Source organism: Ruegeria sp. CK3 (genome assembly GCF_056536565.1).
This window is the reverse complement of the sequence record NZ_JBQFPV010000007.1, coordinates 253148-272352: the sequence shown is the minus strand read 5'-3', so window position 1 is coordinate 272352 and position 19205 is coordinate 253148. Positions and strand designations below refer to the sequence as shown.

Annotated in this window: 16 protein-coding genes; 8 read left to right on the top strand and 8 right to left on the bottom strand. The window is 51.7% G+C overall.

Going from position 1 to position 19205, the window contains the following annotated elements:
* Positions 1 to 116 precede the first annotated feature (116 nt).
* From ACR0C3_RS12345 to ACR0C3_RS12335, 3 genes are all read right to left on the bottom strand, one after another.
* On the bottom strand, positions 117 to 860 hold the full coding sequence (locus ACR0C3_RS12345; RefSeq protein WP_480758701.1) for an alpha/beta fold hydrolase: 744 nt from the start codon (positions 858 to 860) through the stop codon (positions 117 to 119).
* A 119-nt stretch (positions 861 to 979) separates the two neighbouring features.
* Positions 980 to 1447, bottom strand: a complete 468-nt coding sequence (locus ACR0C3_RS12340; protein WP_480758700.1) for a transglycosylase SLT domain-containing protein — start codon at positions 1445 to 1447, stop codon at positions 980 to 982.
* Between the two features lie 108 nt (positions 1448 to 1555).
* Positions 1556 to 2542 (bottom strand): DMT family transporter, encoded by a 987-nt coding sequence (locus ACR0C3_RS12335; protein WP_480758781.1) that lies wholly within the window; start codon positions 2540 to 2542, stop codon positions 1556 to 1558.
* 116 nt (positions 2543 to 2658) lie between these two features.
* Between ACR0C3_RS12335 and ACR0C3_RS12330 the strand changes: the two genes are divergently transcribed.
* The 5 genes from ACR0C3_RS12330 to ACR0C3_RS12310 all read left to right on the top strand — a co-directional run bounded on the left by ACR0C3_RS12330 (position 2659) and on the right by ACR0C3_RS12310 (position 7421).
* Positions 2659 to 3342 (top strand): SOS response-associated peptidase, encoded by a 684-nt coding sequence (locus ACR0C3_RS12330; protein ID WP_480758698.1) that lies wholly within the window; start codon positions 2659 to 2661, stop codon positions 3340 to 3342.
* Positions 3339 to 3797 carry a putative molybdenum carrier protein gene (locus tag ACR0C3_RS12325; protein WP_480758696.1) on the top strand — a complete coding sequence of 153 codons (459 nt, stop codon included), beginning with the start codon at positions 3339 to 3341 and terminating at the stop codon, positions 3795 to 3797. Before ACR0C3_RS12330 ends, ACR0C3_RS12325 begins: the two co-directional genes overlap by 4 nt.
* A gap of 255 nt (positions 3798 to 4052) precedes the next feature.
* On the top strand, positions 4053 to 4940 hold the full coding sequence (locus ACR0C3_RS12320; RefSeq protein WP_480758695.1) for a DMT family transporter: 888 nt from the start codon (positions 4053 to 4055) through the stop codon (positions 4938 to 4940).
* 287 nt (positions 4941 to 5227) lie between these two features.
* Positions 5228 to 6529: a DUF3300 domain-containing protein gene (locus ACR0C3_RS12315; RefSeq protein ID WP_480758694.1), complete on the top strand. Its 1302-nt coding sequence runs from the start codon at positions 5228 to 5230 to the stop codon at positions 6527 to 6529.
* A gap of 1 nt (position 6530) precedes the next feature.
* Entirely contained in the window at positions 6531 to 7421 is an 891-nt protein-coding gene (locus tag ACR0C3_RS12310) for a DUF2950 family protein (protein WP_480758693.1), read from the top strand.
* A 473-nt stretch (positions 7422 to 7894) separates the two neighbouring features.
* Here the strand turns inward: ACR0C3_RS12310 and ACR0C3_RS12305 are convergent, their stop codons facing one another.
* Positions 7895 to 9574 carry a BCCT family transporter gene (locus ACR0C3_RS12305; protein WP_480758692.1) on the bottom strand — a complete coding sequence of 560 codons (1680 nt, stop codon included), beginning with the start codon at positions 9572 to 9574 and terminating at the stop codon, positions 7895 to 7897.
* 332 nt (positions 9575 to 9906) lie between these two features.
* Here ACR0C3_RS12305 and ACR0C3_RS12300 point away from each other — a divergent pair, with 332 nt between their 5' ends.
* Positions 9907 to 10839, top strand: a complete 933-nt coding sequence (locus ACR0C3_RS12300; RefSeq protein ID WP_480564865.1) for a LysR family transcriptional regulator — start codon at positions 9907 to 9909, stop codon at positions 10837 to 10839.
* A 373-nt stretch (positions 10840 to 11212) separates the two neighbouring features.
* On the opposite strand, the gene ACR0C3_RS12295 is transcribed toward ACR0C3_RS12300, so the two are convergent.
* The gene (locus ACR0C3_RS12295; RefSeq protein WP_480758690.1) at positions 11213 to 12787 is read right to left on the bottom strand and encodes an arylsulfatase; all 1575 of its coding nucleotides are present in this window, start codon (positions 12785 to 12787) and stop codon (positions 11213 to 11215) included.
* Positions 12788 to 12940: 153 nt separating this feature from the next.
* Between ACR0C3_RS12295 and ACR0C3_RS12290 the strand changes: the two genes are divergently transcribed.
* Both ACR0C3_RS12290 and ACR0C3_RS12285 read left to right on the top strand, forming a co-directional pair.
* Positions 12941 to 13843, top strand: coding sequence for a LysR family transcriptional regulator (locus ACR0C3_RS12290; RefSeq protein WP_480758689.1), 903 nt, complete (start codon positions 12941 to 12943; stop codon positions 13841 to 13843).
* Positions 13844 to 14323: 480 nt separating this feature from the next.
* A complete protein-coding gene (locus ACR0C3_RS12285; protein WP_480758687.1) occupies positions 14324 to 15604 on the top strand; it encodes a serine hydrolase domain-containing protein in 1281 nt (426 codons plus the stop codon).
* 79 nt (positions 15605 to 15683) lie between these two features.
* On the opposite strand, the gene ACR0C3_RS12280 is transcribed toward ACR0C3_RS12285, so the two are convergent.
* From ACR0C3_RS12280 to ACR0C3_RS12270, 3 genes are all read right to left on the bottom strand, one after another.
* The gene (locus ACR0C3_RS12280; protein WP_170553964.1) at positions 15684 to 16358 is read right to left on the bottom strand and encodes a hypothetical protein; all 675 of its coding nucleotides are present in this window, start codon (positions 16356 to 16358) and stop codon (positions 15684 to 15686) included.
* 403 nt (positions 16359 to 16761) lie between these two features.
* The gene (locus ACR0C3_RS12275; RefSeq protein WP_480758686.1) at positions 16762 to 18126 is read right to left on the bottom strand and encodes an alpha/beta fold hydrolase; all 1365 of its coding nucleotides are present in this window, start codon (positions 18124 to 18126) and stop codon (positions 16762 to 16764) included.
* A 480-nt stretch (positions 18127 to 18606) separates the two neighbouring features.
* Positions 18607 to 19158: a luciferase domain-containing protein gene (locus ACR0C3_RS12270; protein ID WP_480758685.1), complete on the bottom strand. Its 552-nt coding sequence runs from the start codon at positions 19156 to 19158 to the stop codon at positions 18607 to 18609.
* Between the last annotated feature and the right edge of the window lie 47 nt (positions 19159 to 19205).

Below are 19205 nucleotides of genomic sequence, written 5' to 3'. Positions count from 1 at the left end.
ACTGTGCGGCCATCCGCATTTTCACTCCGAAGGACCATAGCAGACCTTCGAAACGAGACTTTGCAAACCCAGAGGTTCGCGGCCCTACTTTCATCAAACTCTAATTTGCAACTCCACTAGATTTCTGTAAGCGCCTCAGCGATTTTGTCTGCGAGTACTTCAGGCTGGTCAACGCTCGGCCAATGTGTGGCGTTTTCTAAGATGAAATGTTTCATCTTGTTTTCTTCTAGCCAACGGACAGTGTCTTCGGGACAATTATCGGGATTGTACAAATATGTAACGTTAGCTGCGTGTTGCAAAACTTCACCTGGTACGTGATCTGATGAAAACTTCCGGGCGTCAATGCCGAGCTGCCAAAGCGCTAAAGGATCAGCTTTTGAGACTTCGTCGCTATATCTTCTTATGATCGGTTCAGACTTCGCCATTTCATCTAGCCGCCCTAGAAACGCTTTGCGAAACTCTGCCGGACTAGCGTAGTCGGCCGCTGTCCCGGAAAAATAGGCATCCGCGGCTGTAATATTTCCTTCCAGAGAAACGATTTTAGTCAAAGGGCAGTCTGCCCGGCGGGCGGCCAAGGAAGCTATGATCGAGGCAACTGAATGGGCGACGATAGTTTCGGCCTCATGCTTTGTTGCTTCATTTGACACGTATTGCGCGAGGGCTTCGAGTGTTGTTCCCTCAGCGAGAGGCGCAGCGCCAAATCCTGGAAGATTGATGGGCAACAAACGATGGCTGAAAGCAAGATGTGTCTCAGTCAATCCGTCAAACATGCTTCCATTGTCGCCGAAGCCGGCAACGAACAAAATGATCGGCCGATTGTCACGCACCCCTTTGAATTTCCTTGAGTTTTCGGTACACATATCAATCTCCTGAACTCTGCGGGGCGCGCAAAGCAGGGCTCCAACGTGCAAGCTACTTTGTATAAAAAAGGCTGTTTGCGGTGTATCGGGAGCTTTCTGCAATTCCTATGGGAAGGACCTCAGCCGCAGTATTTTCGGACCTCGGTATCCCGAAGCCCCGTGGCTACAAGCATGCATCTGTTACGGGCTTCGTAGTAATAGCCGCGGGCATACCACATGACCGCTTCGGGCTCATTTTCATCCGAAACCATCCAGGCGCCGCGCAGGTATTTCACGGCGTATGTCAGATTGGTCTGAGCGTCCAAGAGGTCGGAAGGCTGTCCACGAAATCCCATCTGGCGCGCTGTGGCAGGTAGAATCTGCATCAGCCCGTAGTAGGGGCCATTTCGGGCACTGGGGCGGTAATCACTTTCTCGCTGGATCACTCGGTGTACAAGGCTCCGCGGCACACCGTTTGCGTCCGCAGTTTCATTGATCATCACTCGCAGCTCAGGGGTCTCACCGGGATAAAGCCGGGTTAATGGCTCTGCGGGTTGATTGCTACAAGCGGCAAGAAATAACGCACCAACAATGAACGTGTTTCGCATCAGAATTCTCTTCCCATCAACTGTACGATTCATCAGCTCTCAACTGCGATTGAATTTCAATATCCCAGAAAATTGTTGAGCGGCTTTTGGCCCGAATTGATTTGGCATCTAATACCGACGATGCACTCTCTTTTCAGTAACAATGTGCCTCTTTTTCTGACGCTCACGCAAAAATACAAACAGTCCTGACCCCAAGATCAGTGCGATACCAATGGCGACAGGCAGGTTTGGGAGTTCTCCCCAAATGACCCATCCCCAGAAAACGGCCATAGGAAGACCGACGTATTCAAATGGCGCCACCGTCGCCGCGTCTGCCATGCGGTAAGCCTGGCCGAGGCAATACCCGATGATTGCAGAATTGAATCCGAGCCCAATAAACAACCAGCGGTCAGTCCCTTCGGGCCAAACCCAGGCACGCAGCAAGAAGATCAAGCTTTCGTTTTCAAACGCGCTCGCAAAGCGCCCATCCCCTGCCACTGACCAGAACAAAAGACTGACAACGATAAAGCACGCCTGAATGTAAACAGCCATTGCTGAGGCCTTGGACTTTGCGCCCAAGAAACGAGTCATCACGTTGTTGAGGGCATAGGTGAACGCAGCAAGAACCGGAAGGGTATACATCAACAAACTTACTTCACGCTCGCTACCGGCCTCCCAGGGGCGGGTCATGATCACAACGCCCAAGAAACCCACAAGCACGGCGCCAATCCGCATCAGCCCAACTTTTTCGCCAAGCAATGGAATACTCAGCAAAGTGATCATCAAAGGGGCTACGAAGAAAACAGCCGTGGCTTCAGCCAGGGGCATTACCGCGAGGGCTGTAAAGAAGGTCAGATTGGCTACGACAATCAGCAGACCGCGCAGAAGGTGAAGTCCAGGCTGATCGGTTTTCAGGATGCGCCAACCGCCCTCCATCCGGACTAGGGCAAAGCTAAATCCGATTCCGATCAACGATCTTGCAAACACCATCTGGTGCAAGGGGTAACCGCCAGACAGGAATTTAATCAGCATATCATTGATAGAAATCGCCAATATACCGATCAGTACGAACGCAATACCAACTGTCGGGTTTTGTAATTTTTGTACCGGTGTCATGGTGTGCCCTTTCATTGGGCCACTACCATGGGTCAGGGGATAGATCACGTCGCTTTGCGACACGGTAAGTCGCGCAGCCTTGTCCAACTTAGGTCTTGTGCGTAGCTTTTGGAGCCATGTGCAACCTCTACTCCAACACCATCCCGGCCACAGCGATGCGCCAGCTGTTTGACGTGGCCGTTGAACGCGACAGGCTGGGGAATGCGGTACCATTGCCAGCCATCTACCCAAAGCACTTAGCCCCTGTGGTCAGGAAAGGCGACGAAGGTAAGCGTGAGTTGGTCCCGCTGAGCTGGGGCTTTCGTACGACAAAGAAGTCAAAGAAAACCGGCGCAATTATTCAACCGGGTGCCTGGAACAACGCACGTGATGACAAGGTGCGATCAAACGGTTTGTGGAAACAGAGCTTTGAAGAGAGGCGTTGCCTTGTTCCGGCTAGTTCGTTCTGTGAGGCTCAAGGAAGAAACCCTGCCACCTACCACTGGTTCGCCCTGAAGGGCGATGAAGACCGCCCGCCATTCGCATTTGCGGGTTTGTGGCAAAACTCGCGGTACCAGGGCGAGGAAGGGCCCGAGGAGGTTGTAACCTACACCGTCATCACCACGACGGCCAATGAACTGGTAAAGCCCATACACCCGCAGAGAATGCCCGCCATCCTCAAGCCGGAGGACTATGAGCAATGGATGGATGGCAACGCGGATGACGCATTCGAACTGCTGGAGCCCTTAAATTCGAACGAAACGCAAATTGTTCGGTCTGGCGAAGGTGAGAAGTCGGATCCAGCAGGAAGATTGCCGTGAAAATCGTATCGGGTGGGCAAACTGGCGTAGACTTGGCTGCACTTGAGTTCGCTATCCAACGCGGTTTGAGCTACGGCGGCTGGGTTCCCAAAGGTCGCATCAACGAAGCTGGCCGCATTCCAGAGCGATACTCAGGTCTAACGGAAGCACCTTCGCCAGAACCAGACGTCAGAACCCGGCTCAACGTCGGTTCAAGCGACGCGACGCTTATTCTGACAGATGGATCAGAAAGCCCCGGCACGAACTATACTCATCAAGTCGCAATTGAGGTAGGAAAACCGGTTTTGAGTATCGCGCTTGCAGATAAAAACCGTCTAGAAACTGAGCGGGTTCGGCAATGGGTCGCATCAATCAAGCCTTCGGTTCTCAACGTTGCCGGACCACGTGAGTCCGAGGCACCTGGGGTAAGTTTGAAGGCGTTTGCTTTCCTGAGCGATGCTTTTTCGACCACCTAGGCCAGTTTCTCACACGCCCGAAGTTCTTAAAGGGCTGACCGGTAAACCCGACGGTATTAACAACTCCTACGGTCCAATGATCGAAAATTCCATACTGCCACAATTGAGGTAGCGAAGAATGTCTTGTGACGCGATATGGCAAGATAGATGTCTGCTAAATCATTTCATTTTCACTATTTCCATGCTCAGTGTGTTTCGGAGTTCACGTGAATATTTCCTGATGTCCGACACCAACACTTGCCGAGGGTATATTTCTTGACCACCGACCGGCCCACATGGCTTATTTTTGCACCCGGTATATTTGTGGCGGTGTGGTCAACAGGCTATGTCGGTGCCAAGTTCGGCCTCGGCTATATAGAGCCGATGACTTTCCTTGCACTGCGCTTTGCCTGTGTAGTGGTAATTATGGCCGGGCTGTTTGCCATCCTGCGCCCACCGCTGCCAAAATCACCTAAAGAGTGGATGCACTTGGCCATCGTTGGTTTTCTGCTGCAGGCGATGTATTTTGGCATGTGTTACATGTCCTTTGACGCAGGTTTGTCGGTTGGAACACTGGCCCTTATCCTCGCTATGCAGCCCATTTTGACCAGCCTGATCGCGCCGCGTTGGGCAGGTGAAAGTGTGAACTGGCGGCAATGGGCCGGATTGGCCCTTGGCTTGACGGGGGCGGTTCTTGTCATTACTGCAAGGTCGGAGGTAGCTTCACCCCCACTGTTTGGTTTTCTTTTCGCCGCACTCGCCCTGATCGGGATTACCGGCGGCACCTTGTGGGAGAAACGCTTCGGAGTTTCGCACCATCCTGTCACTGCAAATTTGGTCGGGTTTACAGCGGGCTTGTTGGGGGTTGCGCCATTCATGGTCGCCTTTGAAACCATGCAAATCAGTTGGACTTGGCAGCTTATTGCGTCGCTGGTCTATCTCATCACTGCAAGTTCACTCATCGCCGTTGGCCTGTTGCTTGCCATGATCCGCGCCGGGGAGGTTTCGAAAGTTTCCGCGCTCTTTTTTCTAGTCCCACCGGGAGCGGCGGCTGTTGCTTGGCTGGTCCTCGGAGAAGTTATGCCGCCGATTGCTTGGGTTGGGATGGTTGTCGCTGGATTTGGCGTCTTCTTGGCGACTAGTAAATCAAAGAAAACGTCCTGAGAGACATCGAATTTTCTGGACGCAAAACAACACCTATCATCAAATAAATAATCGACCGCTTGGACGAGATAAGTACTCAAAGTTGAACTTGGTGCAATTCTCACGAATTGGCGCTTTATCCGCAAAGCAGACATTCTCTGATTTCTGCTGAACAGCAGCATTGAGCCCAAAGCGGACACGCGCTCAAACTTGGCTGGGCTAAAATTATCCCTCAACCGTCTATTTGACTGATCGGTTGCCAGAATCGCAGTCTTAGGTGATCCTTCAAGAAATCGAAGGATCGCAATATGTTTAGGTTTCTATTAATTGCATTCGGTATTTGCGTATCTACTTTCACGTTAGCGCAAGAGTCGTCCGAAGATGTAGCGGCAAAAGACGATAACTCAGCGACCTCGTCCAGCCTGCTCACTGACGCTGAGTTGCAGACATTGGTCGCCCCGGTTGCTCTCTATCCCGACACGTTGCTCATACAGATATTTGTCGCGGCCACCCAGCCATTGGAAATTGTTAAGGCTGAGCGGTATTTGCTGGATAACGCCGACCGCGACCCCGTTGAACTAGAGCCGGGAATCGAAGCAATGGGATGGGATCCTTCTGTCAGTGTGTTGGCGACGGCTTTTCCTGAAGTTGTTGGTCAGATGGCCACCCATATCGACTGGACCGAGACAGTCGGCACAGCCATGTTGGCCCAGTCCGATGATGTGATGGATGCGGTACAGGTCATGCGGGATCAGGCAATTGACAGCGGCGCTCTTGTTTCAGGTCCCGAGCAAACTGTCGAAGTGTCTGACGACGACACAGTAGTAATTACACCGACAGAACCCGAAACAGTATACGTCCCACAATACAATCCCGAGACAGTTTATACTGGCCCGTCAACCGGGGATGTTGTGGGCGCGGCACTACTGACTTTTGGTGCTGTTGCCTTGATCGACGAAATTTTTGACGACGACGATGATTGGTACGACTACTGGGGGTGCAGAAATTGCGGTGGTTGGGGCGGTGGTCCGATTTATAGAAATCCAAACATCGACATAGACGTCGATGGCAACGTCAATATCGGCAATGATATAGATTTAGGTGACCGAACGGATATCGGATGGAACCCCGATCCTGACCGGCAACAGGAGGCCCGGAACAAAATAGCGGACCATAAAAGACCTGAAGGTGGCCGTGGCGACTTGCCGGTTAACCGTCCTGATGGTCGCACAGATGAACTGCGTGCAAAGTTGAGCCGAGAATCTGGTGCTGCAGATATTAGCCAGGACCGCGGGGCGGCCGCAGCTGTGGTTGGTGCCGGTGCTGGGGCTGTAGCAGGCGGGGCTTTAGCGAATCGGGGCAACGCTAATCGGGACAAGGCCGCCGCAAAGCAACAGGCCATTGATCGTACCAAACGTCCAGATGCAACGAAAAAGCCAGTCGCACAACGACCGCAAACCTCTAAGAAGCCGCAGGCGAAGAAAGCCGCATCGACACAAGGCAAGCCTAGGGCATCCAAAGGGCAAGCGATGGAGAAAAAAGCGTCCGGTAGCAGAACTCAAAGCGCGTCCAAGCGTGGACACGCCGCCAAAGGCACGCGGAGACGGTAAGATGCGGAGATTAGTATTTACAATTTTGTTGCTCGCCGGGACTTCAAGCCCGGCCTTCTCTGACGGAGCCAGCTTTGATACGCCGCAAACCGCACTGGATGCTTTTGTTGATGCGTTGAAGGCTAATGATCAGAGCAAGCTGATCAAAATTTTCGGGCCTGAAGCCGAGGATCTGGTTGGAACGGGTGATCCGGCGGAAGATCAAGAAAGAAGGCAGGAAGTGCTGCGCATGTATGCCGAGGGGTATCGTTTCCGGCCTGAGGACGATGGCGTTGTACTTCTTCTGGGTGAAGACGGTTGGCCTTTTCCTATCCCAATTCTGCGTAAAGATGACGGTTGGCGCTTTGACCTGGAGGCTGGGATCGATGAACTTTCAGCTCGTGAAATAGGCTTGAATGAGTTGGAAGTGATCGAATTGCTTGAGGCCTATGTTGACCTGCAGGCAGCTTTCCGGCTTGTGGACCATAACGGGAATGGCGTTATGGAATTCGCTCAGACGATCATTTCTGATCCCGAAGAGCAAAACGGACTATTCTGGCCTGGTAAAGACAGCTTTGTCGGTGCAGCGCTCGCCCGCGCTGCAGCTTCGGGGTGGAGTGACGGTCAGGCCGACTATGAAGCCGAGCCGTTTCTTGGCTATTATTACACAATCCTGCAAGAGCAGGGCCCTAACGCTCCTGGGGGTGCCTACCCTTATTTCGTCGGGGATCACTTCGTTGCAGGACATGCCTTGCTGGCAATACCGGCAGACTACGGAGAAACTGGTGTCCATTCCTTTCTGGTTGGCGAAAACGGCATAGTCTACGAGGCAGATTTTGGCACGGAAACACTCAGTATTGCAGCTGAAATTACTGCATATGATCCAGACACGAATTGGTCACCGGTCGAGTAATATTTGGATTGATAGTGGCGCTTAAGCTCTGCTGCTTTGCTGAGGCCACTATTTGCGGATCGTGTGACAAGCTTCAGTTCGATGGTTACGTGTAACCGAACTGGTTCAGCCTGGATCGCTCTTGCAACACACATTGTGACTGCGAGCAAATTGCCCATCTCACGGTTTGATCCATTCTTCTGCCTTAACACGTTTAAACTGAATGATCGGATAGTTCGCAGAGCGGTCTTTCATCTGAAATTGCCGAATGACTGCTGTGAGCCCATAGCGAACGATGCTGCTCGATGCCCCAATGTCAGCATTGCGGAGAAAGCAGACTTTGCAAAGTTCATCCAAATACGCGTTTTTGGATACTATTAGGTAGTCAGAATACAGTGCTAAGACCCGCGCTCTTGATAGGTTTTTGTTGCGGCTGTCATCATATTTGTGACCCCGGTTTTTCCAACCCGGGGTCACAGTTGGATACGCGAGTACTATTCGGCTGGCATCGTTGATGTTTCTGGATCAATCGTTGATGCGATGCCTGCAGCTTCGCGGCGCCCGTCGTTCCAAATCGCTTTGATCAACGCAATACACATCAGCGCCATAACAATCGAGAAAGGTAATGCACCGATCACCATGGCTGTCTGGATTGCCCCTGTTCCACCAGAGATTAGCAAACCGCCAACGACCAATGCCAGCGCTGCACCCCAGAACATGATGTGCGGGCGAGCCTTGGGCCCTTCGTCACCAGCGGCGTTGATTGTGTTCACGATCAGGACTGCCGAGTCAGCGGAAGTTACTAGAAACGTCATCAAGAGGATCACGATCACCACTGCCATTGTCCAGGCAAGGAATTCCGCTATTGGCGCGAGCATGTACGTCGTCATGGCGAAGATCTTGTCCCCATTGGCTGCGTCCAGAATCACGCCATTCGCACCGCCATTCAGTTCCAGGTCGATGGCCGTACCACCGGCCCACGCAAACCAGACAAAGCACATAAGCGAGGGTACGATCATTGCGCCCAGCACAAATTCACGGATGGACCGACCGCGCGAGATGCGCGCCAGGAACAACCCGACGAAGGGTGCGAACGCAATCCACCAAGCCCAGTAAAACACCGGCCACCAGCCCTGCCACTGTGCTAATAGGAAAGCCTCGGAGCCCTCAACGCCATCTGATGCGTAAACATTGAAGCTGAGCCAAGGCAAAGCGATCAAGTAATCCCAGATACCGACAAAGAAGGCCTTGGCGCCAAAGAATGTCGCTCCAAACAGGATGAAGAATCCCAGCAAGAAGATCGACAAAGCCATGTTGATGTTTGACAGCCACTTAATACCTTTGCCCACACCGGACAGAGCCGACAGCGTCGAGGCCCCCATAATGACCAGCAAGGCAACGATGATGCCCAGCGTCGTGGCAGACCCGTCTGCATTGGCCAATCCACCAATGCCGATACGGGTCAGACCCGCCACGAATTGCTCGACGCCAAAACCTAATGTCTGTGCCACGCCGAGGATTGTCGCAACAACGGCCACGATATCAATCAGGTGCCCGAGGTTACCTGACAGTGCTTTACCAAAAAGCGGTGTCAAGGATGAGCGGATCGTGAGCGGAAGCCCCCGGCGATAGCTGAAGAATGCCAGTGCAAGACCAGCAATCGCGTAGCACGCCCAAGCGCCCAATCCCCAATGTAGGTAGGACCACACGTAAGCGGTGCGCACATTGTCTGCATCTAGAGCTGTAGTGACCCCCTGAATAACTGAAGGGTTGTTCTTGAAGTGGGCTACGGGTTCTGCAACTGCCCAGGTCAACATCCCAACACCGATCCCTGCACCGAACATCATCGAGAACCAGGAGAAATTTGAGAACTCCGGCTTTTCACCTTCGACACCAAGGTTCAAACGTCCCGCAGCTGGCCAGATGGCCAAACCAATACAGACGATAACAAATCCGGTTACGACCCAGATGTACCAAGCCGCAAACTGCGCCAGAATAGCTGCGTTCCAATCGCCTAGGATTCTGCCAGCCTGGGTTGGCCAAACGATACACCAGACGACCAACAAACTGATGATGATCTTACTGATAACCGTGACGTTTACACTGAACCCCCGATAAAAACCGTTATCAGCGGTCTTAATCGGAAGCTCTGAAAGAGGTGGCTTTATCGCCATAGTCAACTTCTCCCTGTTTTGGTTGTTGTAGTGGGGCTGTCCGCTAGATTTGGTCCGACAGCCAAATTTCCTAGGAACCAGTGAACCCAACGATGCACAAAAACACGTCGTCAACCTCAACGGGTCTGAAGAGTTACAACGTTCTAAAATTATTAGATTCTTTGAGCCTGCGTACGCATGTAAGCTTCGTTAGTCGGCTGGCTGTCCGAGCCTATGGCCGTGGCTTTGTTTTGTTATCGTTGGCTCCCGTGTTGCTTTCACAGGGCTGCACTCGCGCCCATTGGCATAGTTTTTGGTATAATTCTTCTTTCTTTTGCAGTAGCTGAGTAATTATGGATGACATTAATCGAGTTAATACCAATCTAAGCCGGAACCTCGTGGCGCTCTATGCGTTCGAAATGGTCGCAAAGCATGGAAACTTTACGAGTGCGGGAGACGCTCTCGGGTTGACCCAGTCCTCTATCTCTCAACGGATAAAGGGTTTGGAGGTGGATCTGGGTGTCGTCCTCTTCAAGAGGGAGCACCGGGGCGTCTCACTGACATACGAGGGTTTGAGGCTTTTGAACGTGGTCAGACCAGCAATGACTCAGATGAACTATGCGGTAAACTCTTTACTGGAACGCAAAACTAAACCCAGTGTTCGAATCTCAGCCGATTTTGCTTTCTCAACATTCTGGTTGCTGCCTCGTCTTGGTTATCTCCGGGAGGAAATCGGGGATGAAATTGAGTTTCAGATTCTGGCTTCGAATGTGCCGCCCAGTTTGGATGATACTGATTGCGACATTCGTATTCATGTTGCGCCCAAAGACCAGATCAAACCTGATGAAATAATGGTCTTGGAAGAGGTTGTAGCTGCTGTTTGCACTCCTCAGCTGTTAGAGAAGATCGGGCCAATCCAAAATCCTTCAGACTTGCTCAATGTTCAACTCTTGAGTCTGTCAAAACCCGCAACCGCGGCGTGGCAAACCTGGCAAGGATGGTTTGATAGCTTAGGCGTAACGGGCGAAAGAAAGAAAAACTACATTAGCTTCAACAACTACGACATGGTCACCCAGGCCGCTTTGTCAGGTGAAGGCGTTGCATTGGGCTGGATTGGATTGATTGATGATCTGCTCAACAAGGGTTCTCTTGTGACTGTTACGGACGATCTCGTTTTCAGCGATGCCGGTTATGTGATGTCACGGAGCCATACCAACTCGGGCCGAGGACCCAGGCTTGTGTTCGACTGGATCGCGGACCAAGTTCTCGCAACATCTTCGAAATAGGATGTCTTTGAGTTGTTCAGCCAGCCTTGCCACAAAGTCAGATCATTTCGAAGACTACGGCAATACAATAACAACTTGTGGCGGTATTGAAAGCTTACTTTCTTCACGCTTTGCGGTATTGCAAGGTCTGGTCGCCAATGTCGGTTACGGGCTGGATGCGGACTCTGCGACGATGAATGCGAACCGCCGCTTGTCCGCATAGCAGACATTCTCTGATTTCTGCGGAACAGCAGCATTGAGCCCAAACTTACCCATGCTGCGCTGGGTCCAAATGACAATCTTGGTGCATAAGCGGACCTTCGTCAGAAGGTGCTTCCCGCGAGTTCTTGTTAGGATCGGGAGGCAAGGATTGGTGCCTCCCGTGAATTGATTTCTACTGTGACATCCCGCCTTCGGTCGAGATTTGTTCTTCAACGTGACCTTGGTTGGTGACGTCCGAACCCCGTGGAGGATAGTCCTTGAACGTAGAAAGGTGGTTTTGAACGATTTTGGCCGCCGGCCCAAATGCCCACATCTTGTTGCCCATCCAGCGGGTGTACATCCCGGATTCCTCGGCCGCTTTTTCGTAAGGATCACGACGCAGGTTGAACAGCAGGGGTGCGTTCAGTTCTTCCTTGGGGCCAGCCCAGCCTTCGGATTGGATCGTGAAATGGGCTTTCCAGTCACCATGGCGTACGGCTTGCAGGTCCGGTCCTTCGTAGTAGATGATCTCGTCCCGGTTGCTCTCGCCCTCACCAGTCAGGAAAGACAATTGGTTGTATCCATCGAGATGCACCTGATAGCCTTGGTAGCCATCCAGCAATGATCCAGTCAGATCCTCGGGCCCTCCGGCGGCAGCGACGAGGGTGGGCATCCAGTCAAGTCCGGCAAAAATACCGTTGCTCACTGTTCCGGCAGGGACTTTTCCGGGCCAGCGAATGATGGCTGGGACGCGGAAGCCGCCTTCCCATGTTGTGCCCTTTTCGCCATGGAACGGCGTTGTTCCACCGTCGGGCCAAGTCATGGTTTCGGGGCCGTTGTCAGACGTAAAGACAACAATTGTGTTGTCTGAGACGCCAAGTTCGTCCAACCGCGCCATGACTTTGCCTACGTTGTCGTCCAGCTCTTTCATCACGACGTCCTGCAAACCGCGCCCTTCGCCCAGCATGGCCTCGTATTCGGGGCTCAGATGGGTCCAGACGTGCGCCCGCGCCGGGGCCATCCAGACAAAGAACGGCGTATCGCTGTCGACTGCGCGGTTGATGAAGTCCAGCGTGTGGGCTGTCACTTCGTTGTCCAGCGTCTTTTGCCGTTCAGGCGGGGCCGGGCCATCGTCGATGATGCGTTGCTTGCCAACCAAACCCCAGCGCGGGTCCACAGTTTCATCGACTGTATCCGTAGCATACGCGTGAATGATGTTCCGAGGGCCAAACGTGTCATTGAATTTCTGATTTTTCGGCCAGTCCGGGTCGGATGTGTATTCCATCGCGTTCAGATGATAGAGCCAGCCCCAATATTCATCAAAACCCTTCACCGTTGGCAGGAATTTGTTCATATCACCTAGATGGTTCTTGCCGAATTGACCGGTCGTGTAACCCAGAGATTTCAGCATATTGGCCAAGGTTGGATCATCCTCGCTCAGACCTTTTTCAGGGTCTCCAGGCAGGCCGACTGTGTGCATTCCGGTGCGAACCGGCAATTGTCCGGTGATAAAGGCGGATCGCCCAGCGGTGCAGCTTGGCTGGGCATAATAGTCCGTCAAACGCATGCCGTCGGCGGCCAGCTGATCAAGATTGGGGGTTTGGATGCTCTTCACGCCTTGATGATAGCTGCCAAGACTGGCCCAGCCGACATCGTCGGCCATGATGACAAGGATATTGGGATGGTCGGTTCCGGCCAAAACCGGCATGGCAGAGACCGTCGCCGTGGCCAGCGTGGCGGAAACCGCAATAGATCGAAGAATGAACATTATTACCTCTGTGGACGTGGAAGACGATATCGATGGTGGGAATATCGAAGGGTCCATCAGGGATAGCGATTGAGAGTTTCTTGTCGCAACAGAGCTTTACCATGATTTCATATTGTGAAAACTAAAACACAAAACCTGAAACAAGTAGACTGTATGATGAACGAAAACGCTTTGACCGCCTTTCTCACATTGGCTGAAACCGGCAGCTTCCAAAACGCCGCTCGTGCGATGGGTGTATCCAACGCGTCCTTGTCCCGCTATGTCGGGCAGGCTGAAGAACACACGGGACTTGTTTTGTTCCATCGCAGCCGAAACAGCAGCACGTTAACACGCGCGGGGCAGGAGTTTTTGCCAATCGCTCAGGCGCTGCGCGAAGACCTGAACCGCTATACGACCCGTGTGGCCGGTTTGCGTGAAACCGGGCCGGGTACTTTGCTGATTGGTTGCGGGCCGCTAACCACAAGAACTTTGATCCTGCCAGTCTTGCGCGCCGTACGAAGGGCAATGCCTGACCTGCGCTTCCGAATTCTGGTGAGTGCCTATGCACGTCCGCTCGACTTATTGCAGTCAGGGGAATTCGACGTGTTCCTTGGCGATCTAACCTACACACCTGAAGCCGAAGATGTCGAGATCATGGTGATGGAGAAACAACCCATCCAGTTTGTTGCTCATCGAGATCATGAGATTCACCAGCGCGGCCCGCAAACCATGGCAGGCATATTCGATTTTCCCTTTGCATCACCCCATCTCCACAAACATTGGAAAGCCGCTTTGACAAAAGCACTTGGTAACGGTGCCGAGGCTGTCGAAAAGGTCAATGCACAGCCACATATCGAATGCGACGACTACAACCTCTTGACCGGACTGTTGGCGGAGCCTGACTTCATCGTGGGAGGTATGCCGGACACGTTCGCGGAGCTAATCCGTGCAAAAGCTGTCAAACCCGTGTCGATGAAACAGAACCTTACATGGAACATTTGCGCAGCGCGCAAGTCGCAGAACACGTCTGCCGCGGTTGAGTTGGTTTGGAATGAACTTGCCAAGTATCGTGCGTGATCCGTGGCAGGAGGCACAGGGAGACCTGTAGCTGAAGCATTTTTCTGGCCCAAATGTAGGTCGTTTTCTTAGGCTCGGTAGAATTGCCGAAGTTCCGCATAGGTTCCCAGAGCAGCTTTTTGAATGCAATTGACCAACGGCAGCAAAGTCCGCAATTCGGACGTCCGCTGTAACTTGCTTGAACGTCTACTTTGCGGACAAAGCCGCCTTATGCTCATCGCTTTCTGGAAACTGGTGTCACACCGAAGAGGACCTTCGTTTCGAGCTTTAAACGCTCCGAGATGCGTACGAAGCGGGCATTGCTCAAGGCGACTATCGCACAGTATCTGCCATCCGTCGCTTGCGACTACTAAACTGTCCTACCAGAGATTAATTCGCAGTCGTCAACCGCCCCGTGGCCCAAACACAAGGGGCTAGACACCAGAGCTGAAGCGTGGCTGGATTGCTTAGAGATTATCTAGTCGGACGCAGATCCCCAATATGAAAAGAAATGCAAACAAGCTTTTGGCAACTTCCGCTATTGCTATCGCTCTTTTGGGGTCTGGTGCGGCACATACCACTCCTACACAACCTGCAAGCACACGGGCTGGTGCGTTCTGGGATGAAACCGTTGAGGCTGTAGATAGAAGCCCTTGGATATTTGAAGGTACAAATGTTTTTGGCGAATTAGCACGAGTTCCACCGTCAGATTGGGTACGTACTTTGGAAAAAGCGGCATACCCAACTGAGCTTGAGACTTTTGTTTTCACAGCTAGCAATAATGATGAACAGAACATCAACGATTGGTTGCATCAAACGCATACCGATAGCTTTTTGATTTATCACGATGGCAAATTGGTCGCTGAAAAGTACTTCAACGGCATGAGAGCTGATACGCCTCACCGCATTCACTCGATCACCAAGACAGTGTTGGGTATGGCAGCAGGGCTGGCGGTTGAGGCGGGAGAATTAGATCCTAAGAAGCTGATCACCGAATACCTGCCAGAGTTGGAAGGCCCAGCATTCAAAAATACAACGGTTAGACACCTACTTGATATGACCGCTGCTGTTGATTGGAACGATGCTTCTAGCGGCTACTTAGACGATGCCGGTGATCTGTTCTGTGCGTTTGGTCAGGACCTCTCTGAAAAAGTTGAAATTTGTGATACAGAGTCTGGCGTTAAGGAGTACATGATCTCTCTTAGTGATCGCGAGACCTTGGTAGAAGACGGTGAAGTTTATAGTTACCGTTCAGTGCTATCAGCGCTGCTGGGTATGGTTATCGAGTCGGCAACTGGAGAAAGCTATCTGGATGTGCTGGCCGAGTTGTGGCAGGACATCGGTGCTCAGGATCCTGCATACAGCGAACTAGGGCCCAAAAGGATCGTGCAAACCAGTGGTGGGTTATTCACCAGCTCTCGTGACCTATTGCGATTTGGCATAATGATGCTGGACAACGGTAAGGTTAACGACACTCAAGTTATTCCTCCAGATTGGATAGCTGACACGATTCAAGCAAATGATGATGTAGTCGCAGCTTATGAGAAGAGTGCATACGCAGAGGTGTTTGAAGGCTTCCACTACCGGAATCAAGTTTGGGTGAAAGATATAGAAAAAGGTGCGTTTTATGGTATCGGTGTCTATGGGCAGCTGTTGTATGTGAACCAGAAAGCCAATGTGGTTATGGTGAAGCTATCAAGCCAGCCAGACGTTCAAAACACACCTATGTACCTGGACTCTATGGTTGCGATGAAAGGCATTGCAGAGACTTTGAGCAAATGAATTTCAGGTTTTCTTAATCTAGCAAGCTCAGCCAAATGGCTCGGCTTATCCTAAAGAAGGGCTCAATAGTGTCGTCGGGTTAGTACCGGGTGACCTCGACTGCGACGGCAGCAAACACCACACCAATCAACAGAGCTTTTGTATTCATTGCCGAAAGGCTGGGTAGTTTAACACGAAGGGACAGAGCTATTATCACACCCCCTGTTAACCCAGTCGCAATTGAATAGATCAAGCTACTTTTGTCCGCGTTAAGACCGATCAATATGCCGACTGCAAGCGACGCGACAAAGTATGCGCGTAGCCATCCAGACATGTGTCCAGGGTGGGTCTTGTAGAGAAAGATATTCACCCCAAACAAATGCAAGGAATAGGCCAACGTTCCAATCGCGTACAGCTCAGGCGATGTTCCCGTCGTTTGCATGACTGTAATGGCAAGCAAGCAGTTATAGGTTCCGAGTGCCACTGTGTCCAAGCCAAGCGACAACCTGTTATCGGCCCCCGTGTCGCGACTGGCTTCCAGCAAGTAGTAAATGAGAAATCCTAGGAGCGAATAACCGAAAAGCGAGTTTTCCCATTTCCCATTTGCAGCCAAATCGGCCGACAATTCACCGATTTTTGGCAGTAAGAAAAGGAAGGCATAACCAAGTCCAATCCCAGATGAAAAATCAGAAAGCCAGCCTGCTAGGGCGGGGAATCTCCGATAAAAAGACACGCAGAAGACGTGAACAGTGCCGATGACTGCAATCGATGTCATCGCGAGGTATGTCGACGCGTCGAACACGGCTAAGATCCAATGATCACATTATAATTTGTATGAGACACACCTTGGGAGCAAAAGCACAACCCAAAAAGTGAAGAAGCTGCAGTTTGAATTGAACACTCAACGACAGCTTTCTTCTGCACTTCCGGCATTGATGCCCGGTGCAGAAATTTGAAGTTAAGGCTCAGTGTTGCCGTTTTCTGCGGTTTGCATGATTGGCTGATGGCAGCCCAAACCGGACATTCTTAACAAGACTTTGCAATTTCCGAGATCAAGACAAAGCGGTCGATGACAAGAAGCCTAGAGTTTTTAAAATTCCAGTATCGAAAATCGAAGGGCGCACGGCATCCTCTTACCTTTGAACAAAAAAGTTTTGGTGATGAACAACTTACACTGCTCAAATTGAATTCAAAAAACGCTCTATTTCCACTAGGGCTTTAGGCCAGGCAGGATCATACTCTGGCATCGTATTGTTTGCTGTCTCAAGGCCAATAAAGCGCGCATTCTCGATGCCGGCGGCGAATATCCTACCTTGTTCAACACTGTGCATCCTGTCTCGATTAGCGTGCATGACCAGAGCCGGACAGGTGATCCGCAGAAGTAGATCTGTTACGTCGACCCCTGCGACCAGTGGTCCAATCTTGAGCCAATCCTGATGGTCCATTGCCACTTTCATAAATTCTGCATAAGTACGCTGGTCATGCGGACTTGCGGTTGGAGCAAATGATTGGGCCATCAAGTCTCTTGCAGAAGGGTATTCATCGTTCCAGCCTTCAAGACTCATATCCATCATTGCTTGCCCAAGCGCGGCAATTCCGGGCTGTGAACGCACCGCGAGTCCTTGTGCAAATCCACCGAGTAGAACCAACCCCGAAACACGGTCAGGATTATTTGCGGCAAAAGCCGCGGCAATGGTTGCCCCAAAAGAAATGCCAAACAGTGGAACTTTTTCGATCCCGGCTGCGTCCAGTACGGCCTCAACATCTTCGACGATCCGATTCAAAGACACATCCTGCACGCCCCTCTGGGACAAGCCATTGTTTCTACCATCAAACCGATAAAGGCAGTGATTTTCAGAAAGCAGCGGCAACCACCCGGCGATGGTGTTCATCGTCCAATCGTATTCCAGATGCCTAAGCCAGTTTGGTGTGACCAGTAACTTTCTACCACTTCCAGTGGATGTCCAGGCAAGCGTTGTACCGTCTTTTGATTTTGCAAAGCGGACGTCTTGAGAGCTAGCCAGCAGCTTGTTCCTTGCGCGTCTTTTGTCACCATCTAAATCAATAGAGTAGGCTTCCACTGGATTTGGAATTCCCTTCAACCGTATCGAGCTTTCTGGTCGCAAAGCAACCGCCAGCGAAGTTCCCGCAACTTCAGCAGCTGTCTTGCTGACGAGACAACTTCCAATATGCGCGCTGGACTGAAGGCGCGACGCAACATTCACGGCCTCTCCGAACAAGTCTGTACCATTTGGCATTACGTCGCCAACGTGGAGACCTCCTCGAAGTTTTACGTCTTCATCTCTCATCTGATTGAAAATCTGACTGGCAGCATTAATTGCGTCTGTGGCTGCAACAAACTCAACCAAAGCACCATCTCCCATCAGCTTGAATATTCGTCCTTTGTTTTCATGGACCAACGGTCTGATCACATCGTCCAAAATGCGTTGTAGAGTGTTCAGCGTGGTCTCAGCATCCTGTGACATGCGCTTGGCATAATCGACGACATCAAGGCTTAGGATCGCAGCAATTTTCCGCTTCATCAGTCGATGTGATCCTTTTAGCTAAACCAATTCCTCTGAACCAAAATTAACAGACGAATAGGTTTTTGTGACCAAAACTTGTGCCTGGGCATTTTGCTAAGCCTGCAAGTTCCCAAACTTGCGTTGAAACAGACAGCCGAGCAAAATGTCTTATTGGCTGGCGAAACCCAGAATAAAGGTGAATGACTAACGCATTCGCGTTGCTAACTAAGGTTCACTTCGAAATATCAATTCTAAAGGTGTCAGTCCGTAGCTCTTCTCATCTGTGACCGACGGCAGGCCGAAGCGGAACTTCCACTCTGAGCTTTGCAAAATCTAACAAGCGGACGGCAGCTACCATGAATGTGAATGGCTTTAAGGTATCGAGCGCTTCGCCACAGTGACAATTCAAGAAAAAAAAATTACTGCGAGAAACAAGGTGGCCGAAACTGCTCTCTTACAGGAAACAGGCGTCCCCGCACACTTTCGCGCAATTCGAGCTTAGCCCAGAGTGATGCCGGTGATGAAGGTGTACGAGCTTTCAACCAGATCGATGACGACATCCAGTTCTTCGGGTGTGGTTGGAGTATAGATCATGACAAAACCGCTCCACCCAGGACGTTGCTTGGCCCAGGGGTGAGCTACGGCCCAGCCAGCCTCAATTGCCCTTCGCGCCATTTCTGGGTCGAGCGAGGCGTGCAAGCTGCCATCAGGATGCATGTGCGCAAACTCAAACCCACCGACGATAGAGTTCGGTTGGGACAACAACATATCGGGATCAAGCTGAAAGCCAATCGCGCTAGGTAATGATATGCGTGTGGGGCCAAGTGTGACCCCCGGGAATTGCGCAACTCGCTCCAGCAATAGCTGGGCCAAATCGGCATTAATTTCGACACCAATCTGAGTGTGCGGCACGCCGCTTGTCGTTTCGGGACGGGGCGAGATGCGCTCCGGCAAGGAGCGCTCTTGCGCGGACGCCATCGAGCACATCAATGTCACTACCGTCACAGAAACCGCCAATGTTCTCAGGTGTACATTCATCGTGTTGACCATCCGCCAATATCAAAGATTGAGTGCTCAGCGCCGTATCGGTGCCCCTG